This is a genomic window from Achromobacter mucicolens, assembly GCF_902859725.1.
Lineage (GTDB): Bacteria > Pseudomonadota > Gammaproteobacteria > Burkholderiales > Burkholderiaceae_B > Achromobacter > Achromobacter mucicolens.
The window spans coordinates 51,353-74,819 of record NZ_CADIJP010000003.1 but is presented as its reverse complement, the minus strand read 5'-3'; the positions used below and the strand labels follow the sequence as shown (position 1 = coordinate 74,819).

At 67.7% G+C, this 23,467-nt stretch carries 22 protein-coding genes; 7 read left to right on the top strand and 15 right to left on the bottom strand.

Translation table 11 applies throughout. The features are described 5' to 3' along the window. Window positions 1-41: 41 nt before the first annotated feature. From HV786_RS03960 to HV786_RS03935, 6 genes are all read right to left on the bottom strand, one after another. Window positions 42-746, bottom strand: a complete 705-nt coding sequence (locus tag HV786_RS03960; RefSeq protein ID WP_062838720.1) for an SDR family oxidoreductase — start codon at window positions 744-746, stop codon at window positions 42-44. Window positions 747-826: 80 nt separating this feature from the next. Beyond that, window positions 827-2,143, bottom strand: a complete 1,317-nt coding sequence (locus tag HV786_RS03955; protein WP_128827273.1) for a PQQ-dependent sugar dehydrogenase — start codon at window positions 2,141-2,143, stop codon at window positions 827-829. A gap of 48 nt (window positions 2,144-2,191) precedes the next feature. Then, the gene (locus tag HV786_RS03950) at window positions 2,192-2,620 is read right to left on the bottom strand and encodes a universal stress protein (RefSeq protein ID WP_128827274.1); all 429 of its coding nucleotides are present in this window, start codon (window positions 2,618-2,620) and stop codon (window positions 2,192-2,194) included. 9 nt (window positions 2,621-2,629) lie between these two features. Continuing rightward, window positions 2,630-3,055 carry a universal stress protein gene (locus HV786_RS03945; protein ID WP_158216647.1) on the bottom strand — a complete coding sequence of 142 codons (426 nt, stop codon included), beginning with the start codon at window positions 3,053-3,055 and terminating at the stop codon, window positions 2,630-2,632. Window positions 3,056-3,138: 83 nt separating this feature from the next. Next, window positions 3,139-3,957, bottom strand: coding sequence for a glutamate racemase (murI, locus tag HV786_RS03940; RefSeq protein ID WP_175210044.1), 819 nt, complete (start codon window positions 3,955-3,957; stop codon window positions 3,139-3,141). 79 nt (window positions 3,958-4,036) lie between these two features. Further along, a complete protein-coding gene (locus HV786_RS03935) occupies window positions 4,037-4,969 on the bottom strand; it encodes a LysR family transcriptional regulator (RefSeq protein ID WP_175210042.1) in 933 nt (310 codons plus the stop codon). Window positions 4,970-5,105: 136 nt separating this feature from the next. Between HV786_RS03935 and HV786_RS03930 the strand changes: the two genes are divergently transcribed. From HV786_RS03930 to HV786_RS03920, 3 genes are all read left to right on the top strand, one after another. Further along, window positions 5,106-5,684: a chromate transporter gene (locus HV786_RS03930; protein WP_056326511.1), complete on the top strand. Its 579-nt coding sequence runs from the start codon at window positions 5,106-5,108 to the stop codon at window positions 5,682-5,684. Beyond that, window positions 5,681-6,205 carry a chromate transporter gene (locus tag HV786_RS03925; protein ID WP_056326514.1) on the top strand — a complete coding sequence of 175 codons (525 nt, stop codon included), beginning with the start codon at window positions 5,681-5,683 and terminating at the stop codon, window positions 6,203-6,205. The genes HV786_RS03930 and HV786_RS03925 overlap by 4 nt, the downstream gene beginning before the upstream one ends. A 69-nt stretch (window positions 6,206-6,274) precedes the next feature. Further along, window positions 6,275-6,958, top strand: a complete 684-nt coding sequence (locus tag HV786_RS03920; RefSeq protein ID WP_128827275.1) for a DUF1345 domain-containing protein — start codon at window positions 6,275-6,277, stop codon at window positions 6,956-6,958. Here the strand turns inward: HV786_RS03920 and HV786_RS03915 are convergent. Both HV786_RS03915 and HV786_RS03910 read right to left on the bottom strand, forming a co-directional pair. Further along, the gene (locus tag HV786_RS03915; RefSeq protein ID WP_254599437.1) at window positions 6,927-8,237 is read right to left on the bottom strand and encodes an MFS transporter; all 1,311 of its coding nucleotides are present in this window, start codon (window positions 8,235-8,237) and stop codon (window positions 6,927-6,929) included. The genes HV786_RS03920 and HV786_RS03915 overlap by 32 nt on opposite strands. Window positions 8,238-8,261: 24 nt before the next feature. Beyond that, window positions 8,262-9,020, bottom strand: coding sequence for an SDR family oxidoreductase (locus HV786_RS03910; protein WP_128827277.1), 759 nt, complete (start codon window positions 9,018-9,020; stop codon window positions 8,262-8,264). Between the two features lie 266 nt (window positions 9,021-9,286). Between HV786_RS03910 and HV786_RS03905 the strand changes: the two genes are divergently transcribed. The 3 genes from HV786_RS03905 (at window position 9,287) to HV786_RS03895 (ending at window position 12,865) form a co-directional block, all read left to right on the top strand. Then, the gene (locus HV786_RS03905) at window positions 9,287-10,243 is read left to right on the top strand and encodes a GlxA family transcriptional regulator (RefSeq protein WP_175210040.1); all 957 of its coding nucleotides are present in this window, start codon (window positions 9,287-9,289) and stop codon (window positions 10,241-10,243) included. A gap of 174 nt (window positions 10,244-10,417) precedes the next feature. Further along, entirely contained in the window at window positions 10,418-11,605 is a 1,188-nt protein-coding gene (locus HV786_RS03900; RefSeq protein WP_254599436.1) for an MFS transporter, read from the top strand. 15 nt (window positions 11,606-11,620) lie between these two features. After that, the gene (locus HV786_RS03895; protein ID WP_175210036.1) at window positions 11,621-12,865 is read left to right on the top strand and encodes an arsenic transporter; all 1,245 of its coding nucleotides are present in this window, start codon (window positions 11,621-11,623) and stop codon (window positions 12,863-12,865) included. A 128-nt stretch (window positions 12,866-12,993) separates the two neighbouring features. Here HV786_RS03895 and HV786_RS03890 read toward each other — a convergent pair whose 3' ends face one another. The 7 genes from HV786_RS03890 to HV786_RS03860 form a co-directional block, all read right to left on the bottom strand. Next, window positions 12,994-14,112, bottom strand: a complete 1,119-nt coding sequence (locus HV786_RS03890) for a methyltransferase (RefSeq protein ID WP_128827280.1) — start codon at window positions 14,110-14,112, stop codon at window positions 12,994-12,996. Window positions 14,113-14,253: 141 nt separating this feature from the next. Further along, on the bottom strand, window positions 14,254-15,921 hold the full coding sequence (locus HV786_RS03885; RefSeq protein WP_128827281.1) for an OFA family MFS transporter: 1,668 nt from the start codon (window positions 15,919-15,921) through the stop codon (window positions 14,254-14,256). Between the two features lie 128 nt (window positions 15,922-16,049). Beyond that, window positions 16,050-16,307 carry a formate dehydrogenase subunit delta gene (locus tag HV786_RS03880; protein WP_056326544.1) on the bottom strand — a complete coding sequence of 86 codons (258 nt, stop codon included), beginning with the start codon at window positions 16,305-16,307 and terminating at the stop codon, window positions 16,050-16,052. 18 nt (window positions 16,308-16,325) lie between these two features. Next, a complete protein-coding gene (gene fdhD, locus HV786_RS03875; RefSeq protein WP_175210034.1) occupies window positions 16,326-17,147 on the bottom strand; it encodes a formate dehydrogenase accessory sulfurtransferase FdhD in 822 nt (273 codons plus the stop codon). Window positions 17,148-17,169: 22 nt separating this feature from the next. Further along, window positions 17,170-20,046 (bottom strand): formate dehydrogenase subunit alpha, encoded by a 2,877-nt coding sequence (gene fdhF, locus HV786_RS03870; RefSeq protein ID WP_128827282.1) that lies wholly within the window; start codon window positions 20,044-20,046, stop codon window positions 17,170-17,172. Between the two features lie 13 nt (window positions 20,047-20,059). Further along, window positions 20,060-21,640 carry a formate dehydrogenase beta subunit gene (locus HV786_RS03865; RefSeq protein WP_128827283.1) on the bottom strand — a complete coding sequence of 527 codons (1,581 nt, stop codon included), beginning with the start codon at window positions 21,638-21,640 and terminating at the stop codon, window positions 20,060-20,062. Beyond that, on the bottom strand, window positions 21,637-22,194 hold the full coding sequence (locus tag HV786_RS03860) for a formate dehydrogenase subunit gamma (protein WP_128827284.1): 558 nt from the start codon (window positions 22,192-22,194) through the stop codon (window positions 21,637-21,639). The genes HV786_RS03865 and HV786_RS03860 overlap by 4 nt, the downstream gene beginning before the upstream one ends. Window positions 22,195-22,352: 158 nt before the next feature. Between HV786_RS03860 and HV786_RS03855 the strand changes: the two genes are divergently transcribed. Next, a complete protein-coding gene (locus HV786_RS03855) occupies window positions 22,353-23,462 on the top strand; it encodes a substrate-binding domain-containing protein (RefSeq protein WP_062838739.1) in 1,110 nt (369 codons plus the stop codon). Window positions 23,463-23,467 lie beyond the last annotated feature (5 nt).

Below are 23,467 nucleotides of genomic sequence, written 5' to 3'. Positions count from 1 at the left end.
GGGACTACGCCAAACGCATGAGGCCGGCGATCCCGCGCGCGTCACACGGAGCGCGTGATGCCGCCGTCGATGCGGATGTTCTGGCCGGTGATGTAGGACGATGCGCTCGACGCCAGGAACGCGATCAGGTCCGCCACTTCTTGCGCCGTGCCGTAGCGGCCCATCGGGATGCGCACGCGTCGGTCTTCCTTTTCGGGCAGGCTGTCGATGAAGCCCGGGAGCACGTTGTTCATGCGCACGTTGTACTGTGCGTACTCGTCCGTGAACACCTTGGTGAAGGCGGCCAGCCCGGCGCGGAACACGCCCGACGTCGGAAACAGCGCTTCCGGTTCGAAGGTGGCGTAGGTGGAGATGTTGACGATGGCGCCGGATTGCTGCTGTTTCATCACCGGCGCCACCAGGCGGGTAATGCGCACCACGTTCAGCAGGTAGAACTCCATGCCCAGGTGCCAGTCGTCGTCGCTCAGTTCCAGCAGCGGACCCTTGGGGCCGTGGCCGGCGCTATTGACCACCGCGTCCACGCGGCCCCACTTTTGCAGGGTGGCGTCCACCAGGCGCGACAGGTCTTCGGGCGAGCGGTTCGACCCGGTGACGCCTAGGCCGCCCAGTTCCTGCGCCAGCGCCGCGCCCTTGCCGGACGAGGACAGGATGGCCACGCGGTATCCGTCCGCCGCCAGCTTGCGCGCCGCCGCCGCGCCCATGCCGCTGCCGGCCGCCGTGAGGATCGCCACTTTTTCCGTGCTCATGCTCGCTCCAGTCTGGAATTCGGGAGCGGCCATTGTAGGGGCGGGCATGCGCTGCGCACAGCACCTGCGCGGGGGCGCGTCTACGGTTTGGCGGCCACGCGCCAGACGACATTGCCGACATCGTCCGCCACCAGCAGGCCGCCCTGCTTGTCGATCGCCACGCCCACCGGCCGGCCCTGCGCCTGGCCGGACTCGTCCAGAAAGCCGGTGAGCACGTCCTTGGCCGGCCCGCCGGGCTGGTTCTGGTCGAAGGGCACGAAGATCACCTTGTAGCCGCTGCGCGGATCGCGGTTCCACGAACCGTGCTGGCCCACGAACATGCCGTGGGCATAGGACTTGGGCAAGGTGGTCCCGCCCGACCACGCCAGCCCGAGCGATGCGGTGTGCGGGCCCAGCGCGTAATCGGGCACGATTGCCCGCGCGACGAGATCGGGCCGCGGCGGCTGCACGCGCGTATCGACGTGCTGGCCGAAGTAGCTGTACGGCCAGCCATAGAAGCCGCCGTCGCGCACCGAGGTCATGTAGTCCGGCACGAGGTCGCTGCCCAGCTCGTCGCGCTCGTTGACGGCCGTCCACAGCGTCTTGCCGTCCGGCGCCCAGGCCATGCCGACCGGATTGCGCAGCCCCGTGGCGTAGAGCCGCTTCTGCCCGCTGGCCACGTCCAGCTCCCAGATGGCGGCGCGGCCTTCCTCGATTTCCATGCCGTTCTCGCCCACGTTGCTGTTGGACCCCACGGACACATACAGCCGGGAGCCGTCCGGGCTGGCGATGAGGTTCTTGGTCCAGTGGTGGTTCAGGCCGGCGGGCAGGTCGGTGACCTTGACGCCCGGCGCCGTGATGCGCGTCTGGCCCGGTTCGAAGGGAAAGCGCATGACGGCGTCGGCATTCGCTACGTACAGCTGGTTGCCGACGAGCGCCATGCCGAACGGCGAATTCAATCCTTCCAGCAGCGTCGTGCGCGTTTCCGCCACGCCGTCGTGATCGGCGTCGCGCAGCAGCGTGATGCGGTTTGCGCTGTCGGTCTTGGCGCCCGCGCGTTTCATCACCAGGCCGGCGGCCCATTGCTTGATGCCGCCCGGCGCGTCTTCGGGCTTGGGCGGCGCGTTGGTCTCGGCGACCAGCACGTCGCCATTGGGCAGCACGTACAGCCAGCGCGGATGATCCAGCCCGGTGGCGAAAGCCGTCACGGTCAGGCCGTCCGCGGGCAGCGGCTGCGCGCCCGGCTTCCAGCCCACGGCCTTGGCCGTGTTCACGGTGGGAATGAGCGTGGTGTTGGGGGGCGGCAACTGAGGCGTGGGCCCCATGCCGGCTTCGACGGGCAGCTTGGCGACCTCGCCGCAGGCGCTGAGCAACGTCAGCGCCAGGGCGGCCGCCAGCGCGAAACGCAGGTTGACCATGATGGGGACTCCAGGGCTTGCAAGTCGCCCCATCATACCCAGGCGGGCTTACTTCACCAGCGTGACCGGCACCTGCGCCAGCTGCACCACCTGATTGGCCACCGAGCCGATCAGGATGTTGGTCAGCTTGCCGTTGCCGCGCGTGCCCATGACGATGCGGGCGCAGCGGTGGTCCTGCGCATAGCCGGCGATTTCGGCGGGCGCGTTGCCAAAGATCACGTGGCTGACGTAGTCCACGCCGGCCGTGTCCAGCAGCTTGCGCGCTGCTTCGGTGGCTTCGCGGCCTTCGCGGGCGTAGAAATCGTCGATCATGTCCTGCGTGATCAGGCGAGACAACCCGGCGCGCCCGCGCGGCGGCGTCTGGATGTTGATGAGGTGGATGCGCGCGGATTGCGCGCCCTGCGCCAGGCGGCGGGCATATTCGACGGCGCGGTCCGCGTTGTCGGAGCCGTCGACGGGAACGAGGATGTTCAGCATGGCGGCTCCTTACTTGACCAGCGTGACGGGCAGTTCGGTCAGGGACAGCACGCCCGTGGCGACCGACCCCATGAAAAGCGCCGACACCGAACCCAGGCCGCGCGTGCCCATGAATATCTCATGGGCGCCGGTTTCATCGGCCACGCGCGTAATGGTCTCGGCTGCCGCGCCGGCCTCGATGTGTACGTCGAACGGCACGCCGGCCTGCGTCAGCAGCGCGCTGGCGGCCTGTACCGCGGTCTCGCCTTCCTCCTTGTGATAGGCATCGATCTCTTCCTGCGACAGGCCGCTGCCGAACGCGCCGGCCTTCAAGGGCATCTGGACCGTGAGCAGGTCCACGCGTTCGACCGGGTCGTAGCGGCGCGCATCGAGCAGCGCCTTGACCGCCTTCAGGGAAGTTTCCGAACCGTCGACGGGAATCAGGATGCGTTTCATGGCGTCTCCTTGCGGGCCGTGGGGGCGTGCGTTCCACTGTATCTCACATTCGCTCCGCCGGCCCCTCCCGGCGCTGCGGCAGATCAAGCGAGGCGCAGTCCCCGCCACGCGTCGGGCACCGTGCCGGCCGGCATGGGCGTACCCAGTAGACGGCTCGCCAGCTGCGCCAGCGCGTCGGCGTCGCCCGTGGTCTGCAACTGCAGGGCGCCCGGACCTTGGGTCACCAGCAGGCCGCGTTCATGCAGCTGGTGGCGCAGCCAGCGCGCCACCGGGGCGCCCGTCTCCAAGAGCGGCACGCCGGGGCCGGCGGCGTCCTGGATAACATCGCGCAGGAAAGGAAAGTGCGTGCAGCCCAGCACCAGCACGTCCGCCCCGGCTTCGCGCAGTTCGGCGACCGGTCCGCGCACGGCCTCGGCGGCTTCTGGGCCGCAGAGCACGCCTTGCTCGACCAGCCGCACCCATTGTGGGCAGGGCCGCAGCACGATGCGCACCTCGGGCGCCTCGCGTTGCACCAGCGCGGCGAACTTGGGGCTGGCCAGCGTTCCGGTCGTGGCGAAGACGCCCACCACGCCCGTGTGCGTCAGGTGCGCGGCGGGCTTGATGGCCGGTTCGACGCCGATGATGATGAGTTCCGGATGGCGCTTGCGCAGCAGCGCGATCGCCGCGGCCGTAGCGGTGTTGCAGGCCACCACCATGGCGCGGGCGCGCTGCGACACGAAGTAGTCGGCGATGGCGCAGGCGCGTTGCTCGACGAAGGCCTGGGTCTTTTCCCCGTAGGGCACATGGGCGGAGTCCGCCACGTAGCGCAGCGGCTCGTGGGGCAGCAGGTCGCGGATCGCCCGGACGACGCTCAGCCCGCCGACGCCGGAGTCGTATACGCCGATGGGGGATTCGGAATGCATGGAAAGCCGTGGGTCGTTGCAGGATGCGGTGGCGGCAAGTGTAGCGCCGGGGCAGGGCGGGCCAAAGGCGGCCCCCGCGTCAGGGGCTTTCGCCCGCCCGGGGTTCGTCGCGCTGGCGCCGCGCCTCGTCGATCAGCTTGCGGGCGGCGCCGGACAGGGGCGCGTCGCGCCAGATCAGGTTCAGCGGCGCGCGCAGCGCCGCCGGATGGGTGACGCTGACGTACACCACGCCTTCGATGTTGACGCGGCGCAGCGACGCGGGCACCAGCGACACGCCCAGTCCCGCGGCGACAAAACTTAGGGTGGAAAGCATGCGCGGCGCTTCCTGCGTGACGCGGGGGCTGAAGCCCTCGGCGCGGCATGCGCTGATGATGGCGTCGTACAGCCCCGGCCCGCTGTGACGCCGGTACAGGATCAGCGATTCGTCCGCCAGCTCCGAGAGCGAGATCCGCTTGCGCGCGCGGCCCCTGACGGCCGGGTGATCGGCCGGAAAGGCCGCCAGCATGGCTTCCTCGAGCACGGTTTCCATCTGCACGCCCGGGTCCGCGCCATGCGCGCCGCGGATGAACGCGACATCGATGCGCCCCTCGGCGACTGCCTCGCGCAGCTCGCCCGTGCTGCTTTCTTCAAGCACCAGATGCACGTGCGGCGCGCTTTCGCGGAAACGCCGGATGACCGACGGCACGAACGGATGAAACGCCGCCGAGCCCGTGAACCCCACCGTCAAACGGCCCGCCTCGCCCTGCGACACGCGCCGCACGCCGTCCACGGCCTGGTCCACCAGGGCGATGATGTTACGCGCGTCCTCGAGCAGCGCGCGCCCGCTTTCGGTGAGCTCCATGCCGCGCGGCAGCCGGTGAAAGAGCGTCACGCCCAGCTCCGCTTCCAGCACACGGATCTGCTGGCTGAGCGGCGGCTGGCGGATGCCCAGCCGGGCCGCGGCCTTGGTCAGATGGGATTCCTCGGCGACTGCCAGGAAGTACCGCAACAGCCGCAAATCAACGCTTGCCATATTCTGTGGATATGAGTTTTTGACGAGTCATATATTAGACATTATCTGACGCGAGGAGTAGCCTGCAATCTCGTGATCCATCCCTGGCGCGTTGCCCGCGCCAGCTCCCTTAGCCGGTTCCGCGCCGGCCACAATAATGACGAACGCAGCACTTTCCACCGACGAGGCCGGCCTACGGCCTCCCCCCACTTGCGGCCAGCTGTTCCACGGTTTCCTGATGCTGGGCCTGACCGCCTTCGGCGGCGCCTTGCCCCTGGCGCGGCGCATGGTCGTCGAAAAGCACCGCTGGCTGACCGGCGCCGAATTCACCGAACTGCTGGGCCTGTGCCAATTCCTGCCGGGCGGCAACATCATCAACCTGTCCGTCGCCCTGGGCATGAAATTCCGCGGCCCGCGCGGCGCGTTCGCCGCGCTGATGGGCCTGATCCTCGCGCCGTCCATCATCGTCGTCATGCTGGGCATGGTCTATGACCGTTTCCAGAACGATCCCGACATCCAGCATCTGTTTGCCGGCCTGGCGGCGGCCGCGGCCGGGCTGCTGATCTCCATGGCAGTCAAGATCGGCATGCCGGTCGTCAAGCGCCGCGACTGGCTTGCGGGTGTGGTCGCCACCGCCTGTTTCATCGCCATCGCCGTCCTGCGCATCCCGCTTCTGCCCACGATGCTGGTGCTGACGCCGCTCAGCATCCTGATGGTCTGGAGGCAACGCCGATGATCCATACCCTCGTTGCCCTCGTCCTCATCTTTTCCGAACTGTCCGTGCTGGCCTTTGGCGGTGGCAACACCATCCTGCCCGAGATGCAGCGCCAGGTCGTCGAGGTCCACGGCTGGATGACGGCCGCCGACTTCTCCGCGCTCTTTGCGCTGGGCCAGGCCGCGCCGGGGCCCAACCTGATGGTCGTCACGCTGGTCGGCTGGCACGTCGCCGGCCTGCCGGGCCTGCTGGCCACGACCATCGCCAAGTTCGGACCCTCGTCGCTCATCACGGTTTTCGCGCTGGGCCTGTGGGAAAAGTTCAAGGACCGCCCGTGGCGCGGCGTCATCCAGGCGGGCATCTTCCCCATGACCGTGGGGCTGGTCGCCGCCAGCGCCTCGCTCATCACAGAGGCCTCCGTGCACACCTGGCTGCTGGGCGCGATCACCGCCGTCGTCGCCATCCTGGGCAGCGGCACGCGCATACACCCGCTGTGGCTGCTGTTCGGCGGCGCGCTGGCCGGTTTGCTGGGTATCGGTTAGCGTAGGGGCCTATCGCGGGACCGCCACCGGCAACACGCCCCGGCCCCGCGGCGCAGACAGGAGCCCGCCATGCAGCCGCTCAAAGATGACAGCGCCGGAAACGCCTCGAATGCCGACCGGCTGCCGTTCTTCCATGCCCACCGCCGGCTGATGCTGTGCGCCGGCCTGCTGCTCGCGGTCGCGGGCGGGCTGTACGCAGCCGGCCTGCCGCCCAGCCTGGCCATCCTGCTGGGATTTGACGCCGGGGCGCTGATCTTCCTGGTCCTGACCGTCCGGGTCTTTGGACGCACCAGCGCCGCCGCCATGCGCCGGCACGCCCGCCAGCACGACGTTGGCCGCGGCGGCGTCCTCTGGAGCAGCGTCGCGCTGTCCTGCATGGTGCTGGTCTCGTTGTGGGTGGAAATGCGCGCGCAGAACAATGTGGGCGCGGTGGTCGACATGCTGGCCGCGGCCGTGACCATCGTGCTGTCGTGGCTCTACATGAACATGATCTTCGCGCTGCACTATGCCCACGGGTACTACGGGCATGAAAACGCCATGCACAAGGGCCTGGATTTTCCGGGCACGGACGAGCCCGACTACTGGGACTTCGCGTACTTCTCGCTGGTGCTGGGCATGACCTTCCAGGTGTCGGACGTGCAGATCGTCAACCGCCGGTGCCGCCGCATGGCGATGACGCACGGCGTCATCGCGTTCTTCTTCAACGTGTTCATCATCGCGATCAGCGTGAACGTGGCGGCGGGGCGGGCGTAGGATCGAGGGGTGCTGGGTCCTGCCCCTGAGTCTGGCAGAGCTTTTCCAACACAACCGCCACGGCCTGCGCCATCGCGGCCACCAGTCCAATCGCCCAGATTGCGCCGGCGCCAAGGATGGCGGCGCCCAGCGCGCTGCCCACCGAAAAGCCGAGGTACATCGTCGACGTATTCAACGCCAGGGCAACCGGCGCCTGTCCCGGGGCCCCCGCGCCGATAAGGCGTGCCATCTGCGCGGGAAAGAACGACCAGACTGTGAAGCCCCACAGGAATACGGCGATCAAAACGGGGGCTCGCGCGGTGGACGCAGGCAGCGCCGTTGCCAACGACAATCCCAGGAATGCCAGTCCCAGCATGGTCAGCGACGCCTGTACCACGCGATTTGCCCCCAGCCTGTCAGACAGCGCACCGCCCGTTGTCACGCCGAGTGCAGCCGCCACGCCCCAGAGTGATACCGTCGCGCTGATGGCGGCGTCTCGAAATCCCAGCACGCTCGCCAAGTACGGTGCGAGGAAAGGGTATGCCGTGAACGCTCCAATTGCCCAGAAAAGGCTGACCGACAGCAATCGCAGTATCGACGCTTGGCGCACGACTGCAAGGCGCTGCCGAAGCGTTGCGACCGCAATACCTGTTCCTGCATCGGCGGCGATGCCCACCCCGATGCCGGCGATGGCCACAAGGCTCATCACCGCGACGATGGAGAATGTGGCGCGCCAACCGAGAAAGTGACCAGCCACCGCGCCCAGCGGCAGGCCTAGCGCAATGGCCAACGTCATGCCGGCGCTGACGATGGCCAGCGCCTTGCCCCGTCTTTCGGGCGCTACGATTACGCCGGCCAGCGCATTCGCGCCGGGTACATACAAGCCAGCCGCCACTGCCATGACGACCCGCGCCGTCATCAGCGTCCAGAAAGTGGGCGACCAGGCCGCAAGCACGTTGCCCAAAGCGAACAATCCCATGGCGAGCTGCAAGGCCGCGCGGCGATTCCAACGTGCGGTCAGGACAGTCATGATGGGCGAGCTGACCGCCAGCGTCAGCGTGAACACCACAATGAGCGATGCCATCTGCGGCACAGTCATACGGAAATCCGCCGCCATTGTCGGCAGCAGCGGTGCAATCATGAAGCCTTCCGTGCCGATGGCGAAGGTGCCGAGCGCCAGGAAGCCGGCCGGCAGCAGTTCCGTGCCGCGGCCCGCTGCCGCGGCTGCGCCCGCCGGTCCGGAGCCTGCGGTATCCAAGTTCGTTGTCATGGGATCTTTCCAGAGGGGGGCGGCGCCCACGGCGGGCGCCGAGTGCCGGCCGCGTCAGACCGGAATCGGTTCGTCCACCAGGCTTTGGTTGAACGCGTGCACGAAGGCGTGCTCATTCGACCCGGGGTTGTCGCGGAGCGGGCGAATGGCCTCGACCAGCACCTCGGGCGCGTCGGACGCCAGCCCTTGCATCGTCTCGGCGATGAACGCATCCAGCGGCATGGCGCGCGGATCGCCGCTTTTCTTGATGAGGTCCGTGTCGACCCACGGCGGGGCAATTTCCTGCACCGTGACGTTGGTGTCGCGCAGCATGAACCGTTGCGACAGCGCGTACGAATGCAGCGCGGCCTTGGAGGCGGAATACACCGCGTTGGAGGCGATCGGCACGTAGGCGAGGATCGACGTGTTGTGGATGATCGTCGCGCGCGGCTGGCCCTTCAGATGCTCGATGAGCGCGGACGTGAGGCGGATCGGACCCAGCAGGTTCGTTTCCAGGATCCGCTGCGACACGGCGTCGTCGATCGTGGACGAGGGGTCGTCGAACGGCATGATGCCGGCGTTGTTGATCAGCACGTTCAGCGACGGATATTTTGCGATCAGCGTCTTGGCGACGCGCTCGATGTCCTGGGCGTCGGAGATATCCAGCGCGATGCCGTCGATGCCCGGATGCGCTGCGGCGATGTCGTCCAGCAGCGCCTGCCGGCGGCCGGCGACGATGACCTTGTTGCCCAGGTCGTGAAGGGCGACGGCCAGCGCGCGGCCGATGCCGGAGGTGCCGCCGGTGATGAAGATGGTGTTCTGGGTCAGTTGCATGTGCGAGCCTCGGTGGGGTGGATGAGCGTCTGCATTGGGATCAGATCGCGGTGCAGTCACTATGCGGTAGATCGGCTTTGTCTCAAATGTCAATAAAGCGTCGATTTAAGACATAAGCATCTTCTAGCCTTTGGCCAGCCCGGCAGCCGCACAAACGAAACTTGTCTTGGAATCGAGCGGTTGTCGTCGCAGAAACGATTCGCTCATTGACGTACGTCGATGGCTTCAATAGGCTATATCCGTCATTTACAGCCACGGATACGCACATGCGCCAGATCGGCCTCATTCTCGAAGACGGTTTCCAGGTGATGGGCCTGGCCGCGCTGGCGGCCTTCGAGTTCGCCAACATCGCGCTGGAGCGCGACGGATACCGCGTGACCATCCTGTCGGAAGGCGGCGGCATCATCCGCTCGACCATGAACGCGGGTATCGAGACGGTGGCCCTGGGCGTCATGCCCGACACCCTGATCGTGGCGGGCGAGTTGATGCCCCGGCCAATCACGCCTGGCCTGGCGCGCTACGTGGCGCGCGCCGGCACCGAAGCGCGGCGGGTCGCGGGCGTGTGCACGGGCGCCTTTGTCCTGGCCGAGGCGGGCCTCTTGAATGGCCGCACGGCCACCACCCATTGGGCGCATGCGCGCACCCTGCAAGACCGTTTCCCCGAGGTGCGCGTCGACCCCGACCGCATCTTCGTGCGTGACGGCAACATCTGGACGTCCGCCGGCATGTCGGCCGCCATCGACCTGGCCCTGGCGCTGATCGAAGACGACCACGGCGCGGCGCTGGCCCGCGACGTGGCGCGGCGGCTGGTCGTCTATCACCGGCGCCCGGGCGGCCAATCCCAGTTTTCGGCCTTGCTGGAACTGGAACCGCGCTCCGACCGGGTGCAACGGGCGCTGGTCTATGCCAAGGAACACCTGCGCAATCCCTTGACGGTGGACGAACTGGCCGAGGCGGCGCGCCTGTCGCCGCGGCAGTTCAGCCGCGTGTTCCGCGAGGAGACGGGCCATTCCCCGGCCAAGGTGGTGGAGTTGCTGCGGCTGGAGGCGGCCCGCGCCATGCTCGAAGCCGGGCGGCATTCGCTGGACATCGTGGCGCGCGACACCGGCTTTGCCGACCGCAACCGCATGCGGCGGGCGTTTCTGCGTGCCTATGGCCAGCCGCCCAGCGGGGTGCGGCGCGCGGGACGAATGACGGCGCCGGATGACGCGCTGGCGCCGTGAAACTGTCATTGAGCTGAACGCGCGAGCGCCGTAGCGCAATGTCGCTGACGGCCGGATCGTTGTGATCTAACATGCGCCATTCCCGCCTGCCGCGCATGCGGTATCCACGTTCCCACGGTTGCCTTGCACTCTCCATCCCCCGCGACGCGTCCTCTCGATTGGCTGAATTTTTTCGTGGCCGATGTGCGGGATGGACTTGGGCCTTACCTGGCAATCTACCTGCTCGCCGTCCACCATTGGCGGCCCGACAGCATCGGGCTCGTCATGACAATATCTGGGCTGGCCGCGCTGGCAGCGCAGACGCCGGCTGGCGCGCTGGTGGACCGCGCGTCGAACAAGCGCGCGCTACTGATCGCCGCCGCCGTGCTGGTGACGGTGGCGTGCATGGCCGTCCTGGCCAGCCCGAACTTCGCCTGGGTCACGCTGACGCAAGCCGTCGCCGGCGTCGCGTCGTCGGTGTTCGCGCCCGCCATCGCCGGCATCACGCTCGGCCTGACCACCGCGCACGCCTTCACGGCGCGCATCGCGCGCAACGAATCGTTCAATCACGCCGGCAACGGCTTCGCGGCGCTGCTGGCCGGCGGGCTGGCGTATGTGTGGGGACCGGTCGCGGTGTTCTACCTGATGGCGGCGATGGCGCTGGCCAGCCTGGCGGCCACCATGCGCATCCCCGCGCATATCGATCCTGACAAGGCGCGCGGCCTGGGCGCAAGCCCCAATGCGGGGGCGCATGCGCATCCCGTGCCGCTGCGCCAGTTGCTCTCGAACCGGCCGCTCCTGCTGCTGGCCTTGAGCTGCGCGCTGTTTCACCTGGCCAACGCCGCCATGCTGCCGCTGGTCGGACAAAAGCTCGCCCTGGCAAACCCGGCGCTCGCCACGCCGCTGACCGCCGTCTGCATCGTGGCGGCGCAGTTCGTGATGATTCCCGCCGCGATGGCCGTGGGGCGGTACGCAGACCAATGGGGGCGCAAGCCGCTTCTGCTGATCGGGTTTCTCATCCTGCCGCTGCGAGGCGTGCTGTACACGTTTTCCGACGACACCGCGTGGCTGGTGGGCGTGCAGTTGCTCGACGGCATTGGCGCGGGCATCTTCGGCGCTGTCCTGCCCTTGATGGTGTTGGACCTGACCCAGGGCACGGGCCGCTTCAACGCCAGCCTGGGCGCCGTCACCACGGTATTCGGCATCGGCGCCGCGCTGAGCAACGGGCTCGCCGGCGTGATCGTCCAGCACGCGGGTTACAGTGCAGCGTTTCTTGCGCTGGCCGGCATTGCCGCGCTGGCCTGCGTGACCCTGCTGGTCTTGCCGGAGACGCGCGGGTCCGCCGCATCGGCCCCCGCGCCGGCTTCCTCTTCTATTCCTTGATGCGTTCCTGAAAGCATGTCGCTATCCAATGCCGTGATCTGGTTGATTGCCGCCGCGACCACCATGGCCATTCTCTTTCGTCCCTGGCGGCTGCCCGAGTACGTGTGGGCAACGGCCGGCGCGGTCGCCCTGGTGGCGCTGGGTTTGCTGCCCGCCCGGCAGGCTGGCGGCGCCATTCTGGAAGGCACCGATGTCTATCTGTTCCTGATCGGCATGATGCTGGTGGCGGAGGTCGCCCGGCAGGCAGGCCTGTTCGACTGGGTGGCCGTGCTGGCGGCCGATCATGCCGCCGGCTCGGCGCGGCGGCTGTTCGACCTGGTGTTCCTGGTGGGCACCGTGGTCACCGTGCTGCTGTCCAACGACGCCACGGCCGTCGTGCTGACGCCCGCGGTCTATGCGGTGACGCGTGTCGTCGGCGCGCCGCCGTTGCCGTATCTGTATGTCTGCGCCTTTATCGCCAACGCGGCCAGCTTCGTGCTGCCGATCTCGAATCCGGCCAACCTGGTCGTGTTCGGCGACCGCATGCCTGCGTTGGGGCCGTGGCTGGCGCACTTTGCCCTGCCGTCCGCCCTGGCCATCGGCGCCACCTACGTGACGTTGCGGCTGGTGTTTCGCCATGACCTGCGCCAGCCCTTGAAACCGTCGCCGCCGCTGCCGCCCATGACCTTGCCGCTGCGCATGGCTGCGCTGGGCGTGGCCATCACCGCGGGCACGCTGCTCATCACCTCGGCGCTGGGCCAGCGGCTGGGCCTGCCCACGCTGATCGCCGGTTGCGTGTCGGCGGCGCTGGTGCTGGCGGTTACGCGATCCAGCCCGATTCGCCTCATCAAGGGCGTGGCGTGGGGCGTGCTGCCGCTGGTGGCGGGTCTTTTCGTGCTGGTCGAGGGCATGGCCGCCAGTGGCGTGCTGCAGGACCTGGCGAACCTGATGCGCAGCCTGTCCGCCGACGCGGCGCTATGGGCCGGCGGCGTGGGCGCCGCGCTGTCGGGCAACGTCATCAACAATCTGCCGGCCGGGCTGATGGCGGGCACGCTGGCGCGCATGGCCTACCTGCCCAGCGCCACCACCGCGGCGCTGCTGATCGGGATCGACCTGGGCCCCAACCTGTCCGTCAGCGGATCGCTTGCGACCCTGCTGTGGCTGCTGGCCGTGCGCCGCGAGGGCATGCACATCAGCGCGCTCAGTTTCCTGCGGCTGGGCATCGTGGTCATGCCGCCGGCGCTGATCCTGGCGCTGGGCGCGCTGCACGTGTTCAGCTGACACCGCGCAGCGCGCCCATTTCAGAATGTCCCGCGCACCGTCAGGGTGGCGTTGCGCGGATCGCCGTAGAAGCTGCCCCAGCGCGGCGCGCCGGCGGTCTGGTCGTGTTTACCGATACCCGTGTGCCTTCACACCGCGCCCAATCGCCACAGCGACGTCATCTCCCGGGACCGCGCCGCATGCAGCGGATCGTTCGCGTCCCGCGCCTTGCCGTGCACCGGCCGCGTGTCCAGCTTCTCGATCACGCGCAGGCCGGCGGCCTCGATCATCGCGAGCAGTTGCTCGCGCGTGCGCAGCCCCAGATGTTCGGCCAGATCCGACAGGATCAGCCAACCTTCGCCGTTCGGCGTCAGATGGTCTTTCAAGCCGTTCAGGAAGCCCCGCAGCATGCGGCTGTCCGGGTCGTACACAGCATGTTCCAGCGGCGAGCTGGGCCGCGCCGGCAGCCAGGGCGGGTTGCAGACGATGAGCGACACGCGGCCTTCGGGGAAGAGGTCGGTCTGTTCGACCTCGACCTGCCCGGACAATCCCAGGCGTTCCAGGTTCTCGCGCGCGCAGGCAATCGCGCGGGGATCCATGTCGGTGGCGATGACGCGCTTGCCGCCACGGCGGGCGATGACGGCGGCAAGCACGCCCGTGCCCGTGCCGATATCGAAGGCCACGCTGCCGCGCGGCATCGGCGTGTTGGCGACCAGGTCGACGTATTCGCCGCGCACCGGCGAGAACACGCCGTAGTGCGGGTGGATGCGGTTGTTCAGGGCGGGAATCTCCACGCCCTTCCTGCGCCATTCGTAGGCGCCGATCAGGCCCAGCAGTTCGCGCAGCGACGCGACGTAGGGCGTATCGCCCGGCACGTTCGCGGCTTCGCAGGCCAGATGCGCGTCGGGCGCGCGGCGCAGGGGGATGGTGTGACCGGCGTCGAAGGGAATCAGCAGCATGCCCAGGATGCGGGCGCGCTGCGATTGGACCTGACGATGCTGGTTGAAGGCCTCAAGTTGGGTTTCTACCGGTTTGCGCGGACGCTTGTCGACGCGGCGGGTGATGGCCTGCAACAGCTGGCGCGCGTTCTGGAAGTCGCCGCGCCACAGCAGGCCCACGCCCTCGCACGCGTGGCGGTAGGCCATGTCCGCGGTCAGGGTGTCGTCGGCGACGATGACGCGCTTGGGCGGCGTGGCGCCGGTTTCCGAGTGCCAGCGCGCCGAGCGGGCGACGCCGTTTTCTTCCCAGTGCAGTTCGGGCGCGTTCAAGATGTCGCTCCAGCGGGGAATGGGGGGAAGGGCAGGATCATGGGAAAAGGCACATAAAAGAGAAGGGCGCGGGCTGCCAATGTAGCAGCTTCGCGCCCGGGGACCTTCGCGCGGCGCACCGGGCGCCGCGGCATGGCGGGGTCAGTGGAACAGCACGACGGCCTTTTGCAGTGTGATCCAGATGCCCCAGGCCAGCGGAATGCCGACGCAAGCCCACGCAAAGGCGATCAGCGCGGGCGGGGTGCGGAAGTTCGACCTGCCCACGCCGTGGGTTTCGGCGGCGGCCGCGCGCTCATGCGCCAGCGCCTTTTCCTTGGCCAGTTCCTCGTCGGTCATGAAGTACTTGGCGTTGACCGGGCGGATGGCAAGGTTGCACAGGAAGCCCACGACCAGCATGCCGGCCAGGATGTACATGGTGATGTCATACACCTGGGCGCGCGGCACGCCGATGGACAACTGGTATTCGCGGATGTAGTTGACGAGAACCGGCCCGAAGATGCCCGCCGCGGACCACGCGGTCAGCAGCCGGCCGTGGATGGCGCCGACCATCTGGGTGCCGAAGAGGTCGGCCAGGTAGGCGGGCACCGTGGCAAAGCCGCCGCCGTACATCGACAGGATCACGCAGAACGCCGCCACAAAGAGCGCCAGCGCGCCCATGTGCGCGGTCCACGGAATGGCGGCGTACAGCACGAAGCCCAGGACGAAGAAGACGAAGTACGTCATCTTGCGGCCCAGCTTGTCGGACAGGCTGGCCCAGAAGAAGCGGCCGCCGATGTTGAACAGGCTGAGCAGGCCGGTAAAGCCGGCGGCAATCGCGGCGATGGCCGCGAGCTGGTCCTTGTCGAGCTGCCCGAAGCCCAGTTCGGGTTTGTCGATCAGGCCGCCGCCGAACACTTCCTGCAGCAGCGGCGAGGCCATCCCCAGGATGCCGATGCCCGCCGTGACGTTCAGGCACAGCGCCCACCACACCAGCCAGAACTGCGGCACGCCCCAGACGCGCTTCACGTGAACGTGGCGCTGCGTGATCATGACGTTGTTGACCTGCTTGGCGGGCGGCGTCCAGCCGTCGGGCTTCCAGCCTGTGGGCGGCACGCGGTAGCCCAGCGCGCCGGACATCATGAAGATGAAGTACACCAGCGCCATGGTCAGGAAGGTCTGCCAGACGCCCGGCGAGGTCGGGGTGGCAAAGTGGCGCATCAGCATGTCGGCCAGCGGTGCGCCGATCATGGCGCCGCCGCCAAAGCCCATGATGGCCATGCCCGTCGCCATGCCGCGGCGGTCCGGGAACCACTTGATCAGCGTGCTCACCGGCGAGATATACCCCAGGCCCAGCCCGATCCCGCCGATGACGCCAGACCCCAGCCACAGCATCCACATCTGATGCAGGTAAATGCCGATGGCCGAGATGACCAGGCCGCCGCACCAGCACAGCGCCGACACCACGCCGGCCTTGCGCGGGCCGGCCCGTTCCAGCCAGCCGCCCCACAACGCCGCCGAACACCCCAGCAGCACGAAGAACAGGGTGTACATCCACCCCATGGTCGAGATCTTCCAATCGCAGCTCGTGGTGAACAGTTCGGCCACGAGGCTCATGTCGGGCGGGCACGCCAGCGGCTTGGCCCCGCCCACCACCTTGGACAGCGGCAGCCAGAACACCGAAAAGCCGTAGGCCATGCCGATGCAAAGGTGGATGGCCAGCGCGGCTGGGGGCACCAGCCAGCGCGAGAAGCCCGGTCCCGCGATGGTGCGTTCTTTGTCGAAGAATCCCGGCCGGGAGCCCGGCAGGTCCAGGGTGGCGCTACTTTCCATGATGTCTCCTCAGGGGTGCGGCTTTATAGCGTGCGTGGGCCGGAAGTGCCCGGTCCCGCCGCCTCTTTTATGGATCTGTTGCTGTCCTGCCACTGCGGGTGGACCGCCGCGCGGGCGGTCCGGGTGCGCTATGCGACGCGCGCGCGCGGCGTCAGGCGCTCGCGATGCTGGGTGACGGCCTGCAGCACCAGCGGATGCAGCTGTTCCTCGCCGGCGTCGCCGTCCGGGCTGCGCGCCAGGAAATCCAGCAGTTCGGTGCGCATGCGCGGTTCCCAGAACTTCTGGATGTGGTTCGTGACGCCTTCCAGCGCCTCGGGCCGGTCCGGCATGGCGTCGAAGAACTGGCCGATGCGGTTGGCCATGCGGATCAGGTTGACGATTTCCATTGCTGTCTTGCGTCCGGTTCAGGTAAGGATGCGTTCGGGGTGGGTGTAGATGGCGGCGTCGCCATCGCGCGTGAAGCCCAGCAGGGTGACGTTGGCGTCGGTGGCCAGACGGATGGCCAGCGCGGTGGGAGCGGACACCGAAGCCAGCACCGCAACGCCCGCCGCAGCCGTCTTCTGCACCATCTCGAAGCTGGCGCGGCTGGACACCACGACGATGCCGTCGGCGCCGTTGACCGCCTGGCGCGCCAGCGCGCCGGCCAGCTTGTCCAGCGCGTTGTGGCGGCCCACGTCTTCGCGGACCAGCGCCACGGCGCCATCGGCGCCCGCCCAGCCGGCGGCGTGCGTGGCGCCGGTGATGTCGTGCAGCGTCTGGCGGGCGCGCATGTCGCGCATGGCGGCCAGCACCGCCTTGATGCGCACCGGCGCTCCATTGGCGACCGGCGCCACGGGCCGCAGCACCTCGGGCAGGGTTTCCACGCCGCACAGGCCGCAGCCGGTGCGCCCAGCCATGGCGCGGCGCCGCGACTTCAGGCCCATTTCACAGGCGGACGAAATCTCCAGCTGCACGACGATGCCGCCGCATTGCGGCAGCAGATCGATGCCGCGCACGTCGCTCACGCTGCCGATGATGCCTTCGGACAGCGAGAACCCCACGGCGAAGTCTTCCAGGTCCGCGGGCGTGGCCAGCATGGTGGCGTGACTGATGCCGTTGAATTCCAGCGCCACCGGGGTTTCCTCGGCCACGTAATCGGTCTCGGCGTCGGGGGCGATGACCCCCGAGCGCACGCGGATGACCTGGGTCGGCGTGCAGTCGGGGCGGGCGTTGGTCGGAATAGGCATGGGATCCCTGGCTGGCTGTCGGTTACTTCCCGGTCAGCGCCGCCTCGCTCTCGCGCGAGCGTTCGCGCAGGAGCTTTTGCTGGATGTCCGCAAATCGCGACCATTGCCGCTGCCATTCCGAGGGTTGCGACACGCGCGTCACCTGCACGGCCGTGACCTTGTATTCGGGGCAGTTGGTCGCCCAGTCGGAGCTGTCGGTGGTGACGACGTTGGCGCCGGACTCGGGAAAGTGGAACGTGGTGTATACCACGCCCGGCTGCACGCGGTCGGTCAGCGTGGCGCGCAGCACGGTTTCGCCGGCGCGGCTCTGGATGCCCACCCAGTCGCCTTCGGCCACGCCGCGGTCCTCGGCGTCCTGCGGATGGATTTCCAGCACGTCCTCGCCGTGCCACATCACGTTGGGTGTGCGGCGGGTCTGCGCGCCCACGTTGTATTGCGACAGGATGCGGCCCGTGGTCAAGAGCAGCGGGAAGCGGCGCGTGCTGCGCTCGTCGGTGGGCACGTACTTGGTGATCATGAAGCGGCCCTTGCCGCGCACGAACTGGTCGATGTGCATGATCGGGGTGCCTTCCGGCGCGTCGTCGTTGCACGGCCATTGCAGGCTGCCCAGCTTGTCCAGCTTGTCGTACGTGACGCCGGCAAACGTGGGCGTCAGCCGCGCGATCTCTTCCATGATTTCGCGCGGGTGCTTGTAGTTCATGGGGTAGCCCAGCGCGTTGGACAGCGCCACCGTTACTTCCCAATCGGACTTGCCGTTCTTGGGTTCCATCACTTTGCGCACGCGCGAGATGCGGCGCTCGGCGTTCGTGAAGGTGCCGTCCTTTTCCAGGAACGAGGAACCCGGCAGGAACACGTGCGCGTACTTGGCGGTCTCGTTCAGGAACAGGTCCTGTACGACGATGCACTCCATGGCCGCCAGCGATGCCGCGACGTGCTGCGTGTTGGGATCGGACTGCACGATGTCTTCGCCCTGGCAGTACAGCCCCTTGAACGACCCGCCCAGCGCGGCCTCGAACATGTTGGGAATGCGCAGGCCCGGTTCGGGCTGCAGCGTGACGCCCCAGTCCTTTTCAAACTGCGCGCGCACGGTGTTGTCGGAGATGTGGCGGTAGCCGGGCAGTTCGTGCGGGAACGAGCCCATGTCGCACGATCCCTGCACGTTGTTCTGGCCACGCAGCGGATTCACGCCCACGCCTTCGCGGCCGATATTGCCGGTGGCCATCGCCAGGTTGGCAATGGCCATGACGGTGGTCGAGCCCTGGCTGTGCTCGGTGACGCCCAGGCCGTAGTAGATGGAGCCGTTGCCGCCGGTGGCAAACAGGCGCGCCGCGCCGCGCACCGCCTGCGCGGGCACGCCGGTGATTTCTTCCATGGCTTCCGGCGAGTTCTCGGGCAGCGAGACGAAGTCGCGCCATTCCTTGAAGGCCTTTTCTTCGCAGCGCTCGGCCACGAAGTCCTCGGCGATCAGGCCTTCGGTGGCGATGACATGCGCCAGCGAGGACAACAGCGCCGTGTTGGTGCCCGGCCGCACCTGCAGATGGAAGTCGGCCTTGATGTGCGGCGAGCTGACCAGTTCGATGCGGCGCGGATCGATGACGATGAGCCGCGCGCCTTCGCGCAGCCGGCGCTTCAAGCGCGAGGCAAAGACGGGATGGCCGCTGCTGGGGTTGGCCCCCATCACGATGACCACGTCGGTGTGCATGACGGAGTCAAACGTCTGCGTGCCGGCCGATTCGCCCAGCGTCTGCTTCAGGCCATAGCCGGTGGGCGAATGGCACACGCGCGCGCAGGTGTCGACGTTGTTGGTGCCGAAGGCGGCACGCACCAGCTTTTGCACCAGCCAGGTTTCCTCGTTGGTGCAGCGCGAGGACGTGATGCCGCCGACCGCGTCGCGCCCGTACTGGCTCTGGATGCGGCGGAATTCGGAGGCCGCATAGTTGATCGCCTCGTCCCAGGACACTTCCTTCCAGGAATCGGTGATGTGCTTGCGGATCATGGGTTTGAGCACGCGTTCCTTGTGCGTGGCGTAGCCCCAGGCAAAACGTCCTTTGACGCAGGAATGGCCGCGGTTGGCCTGGCCGTCCTTCCACGGCACCATGCGCACGACTTCCTGGCCCTTCATTTCGGCCTTGAAGCCGCAACCCACGCCGCAGTAGGCGCAGGTGGTCACGACCGAGTGCTCGGCCTGGCCCATCATGATGACGGTCTTTTCCTGCAGGGTGGACGTGGGGCAGGCCTGCACGCAGGCGCCGCAGGACACGCATTCGCTATCCAGGAACGGCTGGTCCTGGCCGGCCGATACGTGCGAGTCGAATCCCTTGCCGGAGATCGTCAGCGCGAACGTGCCCTGGGTTTCCTCGCAGGCGCGCACGCAGCGGTTGCAGACGATGCACTTGGATGCGTCGAACGTGAAGTAGGGGTTGGACTCGTCCTTCTCGGCCTTCAGATGGTTGGCGCCGTCCTGGCCGTAGCGCACGTTGCGCAGGCCCACGACGCCGGCCATGTCCTGCAGTTCGCAATCGCCGTTGGCCGGGCAGGTCAGGCAATCGAGCGGATGGTCCGAGATGTACAGCTCCATCACGCCGCGGCGCAGGTCGTGCAGCTTTGGCGTTTCGGTAAAGACGACCATGCCGTTTTCGGCGGGCGTCGTACAGGACGCGGGATAGCCGCGGCGGCCTTCGATCTGCACAAGGCACAGGCGGCACGATCCGAACGGTTCAAGGCTGTCGGTGGCGCAGAGCTTGGGGATGTTGATGCCGGCGTCCGCGGCCGCGCGCATCAGCGACGTGCCTTCGGGAACGGTGATTTCCTGGCCGTCGATGGTCAGGGTGACGGTCTTTTCGGACACGCGCGCCGGCGTGCCCATGTCGCGATCGCGCTTGATGACGGTTTCTAGCATGGCGGTCTCGGGTTCAGGCCGCGTGGGCGGCAGACTGGGAGGACTCGATGCCGAAGTCCTGCGGAAAATGGTTCAGCGCGGACAGCACCGGGTAGGGCGCCATGCCCCCCAGCGCGCACAGCGAACCGCCAAGCATCGTGTCGCACAGGTCGCGCAGCAGATGCACCTGCTGTTCGCGCTGTTCGCGGCTCTGGTTGCCGGCCGCGATCTTGTCGATGGTTTCCATGCCGCGCGTGGAACCGATGCGGCACGGCGTGCACTTGCCACAGGACTCGATGGCGCAGAATTCCATGGCGTAACGCGCCATGCGCGCCATGTCCACGGTGTCGTCGAAGGCGACGAGGCCCCCGTGGCCGATCATGGCCGAGATCTGGATGTAGGCTTCGTAGTCCAGCGGCACGTCCCATTGCGATTCGGGCAGGTAGGCGCCCAGCGGACCGCCCACCTGCACCGCGCGCAGCGGCCGGCCGGACGCGCTGCCGCCGCCGAATTCGTAGAGCAGGTCGCGCAGGCTGAGCCCAAAGGCCTTTTCCACCAGCCCGCCTTGCTTGAGGTTGCCGGCCAGCTGGAACGGCAGCGTGCCGTGCGAACGGCCCACGCCGTAGTCGCGGTAATACGCCGCGCCCTTGGCCAGGATGATCGGCACGGTGGCCAGCGAGATGACGTTGTTGATGACGGTGGGCTTGCCGAACAGGCCCGAGATGGCCGGCAGCGGCGGCTTGGCGCGCACCACGCCGCGCTTGCCTTCCAGGCTTTCCAGCAGCGAGGTTTCTTCGCCGCAGATGTAGGCGCCCGCGCCCTTGCGCACTTCCAGGTCGAAGCGGCGGCCGCTGCCGTGCACGTCGTCGCCCAGCCAGCCGACGCTGCGGGCGCGCGCGATCGCGGCTTCAAGCGTGGCGATGGCGTGGGGGTATTCGGAGCGGACGTAGATGTAGCCGTAGGTCGCGCCGACCGCCAGGCCTGCAATCGTCATGCCTTCGATCAGGACGTACGGGTCGCCTTCCATCAGCAGGCGATCGGCAAAGGTGCCGGAGTCGCCTTCGTCGGCGTTGCAGACGATGTACTTGGTGTCGCCGGGCGTGCCCGCCACGGTCTTCCATTTGATGCCGGTGGGAAATGCCGCGCCGCCGCGGCCGCGCAGGCCGGATTCCACCATTTCGTCGACGATCTGCGCCGGCGCCATGGCCAGCGCGCGTTTCAAGCCTTGCAACCCGCCATGCGCGGCGTAGTCCTGCAGGGACAGCGGATCGATCACGCCGACGCGGGCGAAGGTCAGGCGCTCCTGGTGCTTGAGGTAGGGTATTTCCTCGGTCAGGCCCAGGCGCAACGCGTGTTCGCCGCCCGTCAGCCAGCCGGCGTCGAACAGCGAAGCTACGTCTTCCGGCTGCACGGGCCCATAGGCGATGCGGCCCTGCGGCGTGGCGATTTCAACCAGGGGTTCCAGCCACAGCAGGCCGCGCGAACCATTGCGCACCACCTGCACGGACAGGCCGCGCTGGTCGGCCATGCGCTCGATGTCGCGAGCCACCGTGTCGGCGTCCATGGCCAGCGCCGCGGCGTCGCGCGGCACGTAGATGACGACGGGGGCGCTCATGGCGTGTCCTCCAGCGTGCGGGCCAGCAGGCGGTCCAGCTTGGCTTCGGTGACGCGGGCATGGGGCTGGCCGTCGATCATGACGGCGGGCGACTGCGCGCACAGTCCCAGGCAATACACGGGTTCCAGCGTGAAGTTGCCGTCCGGGGTGCTGGCGTGGAAATCACAGCCAAGCGCAGCGCGCGCGTGGGCGGCCAGGCGTTCGCCGCCCATGGATTGGCAGGCTTCCGCCCGGCAGACCTCCAGCGTGTGGCGCGCGGCCGGCTCGGTGCGGAAATGGGGGTAGAACGTGATGACGCCGTGGACTTCGGCGCGGGAGAGGTTCAGGGCCTCGGCGATGGTCTGCACCGCCTCGGCCGGAATACAGCCCAGTTCGTGCTGCACCGCATGCAGCACCGGCAGCAGCGGGCCGGGCTGGTCTTTCAGCCGGGCAAGGATGCGGGCTGTGGCCGCGATAGCCGGGGTGGTGGATGCCCGGGCGGCGTCCAGGGCCAGCTTGCCGCCCCGGGCGCCACCGCTGGATGCCAGATCGGATTTTGCCTCGCGCAGGTGCACGTCGGTCTCCTCCTGTGTTGCGTGACCCCATCAAGGGGGGCTTGTGCCGGCCTGGATCTGTCAGCAAATAATATGTTTAAAAAAACATATTAAATGCCCGTCCGCCGCGTTATTTGTGTACTCTAACGAGGTACTTGAACGCCTTCAATAAGAAATAAATGACATATAAGTTCCGAATCGGCCTGCGGCCGCAATGGACATTGGGCGGAGACGACGAGGCGACGCCCGTGCCGTTGCAGGACATGCTTGCGCTCCTGGCGGCCATCGACGCCACCGGCAACATCGCGGGCGCCTGCCGCGCCTGCGGCCTGTCCTACCGGCACGCGTGGGGCGTGCTGCGGCGTTTCGAGTCCATCTTCGGCACGCAGCTGCTCATCACCAATCGCCGCCAGGGCACGCAGTTGTCGCCCTTTGCGCAGCGGCTGCTGTGGGCCAACCGCCGCATCGAGGCGCGGCTGATGCCCACGCTGGACAGCATGGCTTCCGAATTGCAGGAAGAGCTTGAACGCCTGCTGCCCGAAAGCGGCCCGCACCTGCGTCTGCACGCCAGCCACGGCTTTGCCGTGGAATCCCTGATGCAGCACATGGGCAACCGCACGCCCGGCCTGGAGTTGCGCTACCGCACGGCAATCGAGGCCCTGGCGTCGCTGGAACGGCACGAATGCGACCTCGCGGGCTTCCAAGTGCCGCTGGGCGATTTCGAATCCCCCATCATGGAACGCTATGCGCAGTGGCTCAACGCCGACGAATACATGCTCATCCATCTGGCCGTGCGCAATACGGGGTTGTTCGTCACGGCCGGCAATCCCAAGCAGATCCGCGGCATGGCGGACCTGGCGCGCAGCGACGTGCGCTTCGTGAACCGCCAGATCGGCTCCAGCACGCGTTATCTGGTCGGCCTGATGCTGCAACGCGCCGGCGTGTCCATCGGCGAAGTGCAGGGCTACGAAACCAACGAATTCACCCACATGGCGATCGCGGCGCACATTGCCAGCGGCATGGCGGACACAGGGGTCGGCGTGGAGACGGCGGCCTGCCGCTTCGGGCTGGACTTCATTCCGCTGGTGCGCGAGCGCTATTTCTTCGCCATCCGCAAGGCGTCGCTGGACACGCCGGCCATGCAGGACCTGCTGTCCATCATGCGCGGCCCGGATTATGTCGGTTACGTGGGCCAGCTCGTCGGCTACGACGCCCGCGACACCGGCCGGCTGCAGACCCTGGAAGAGGCCTTTCCGCGAGAACGCGCGCCGCGATCCGCCGGGATATGATGTGC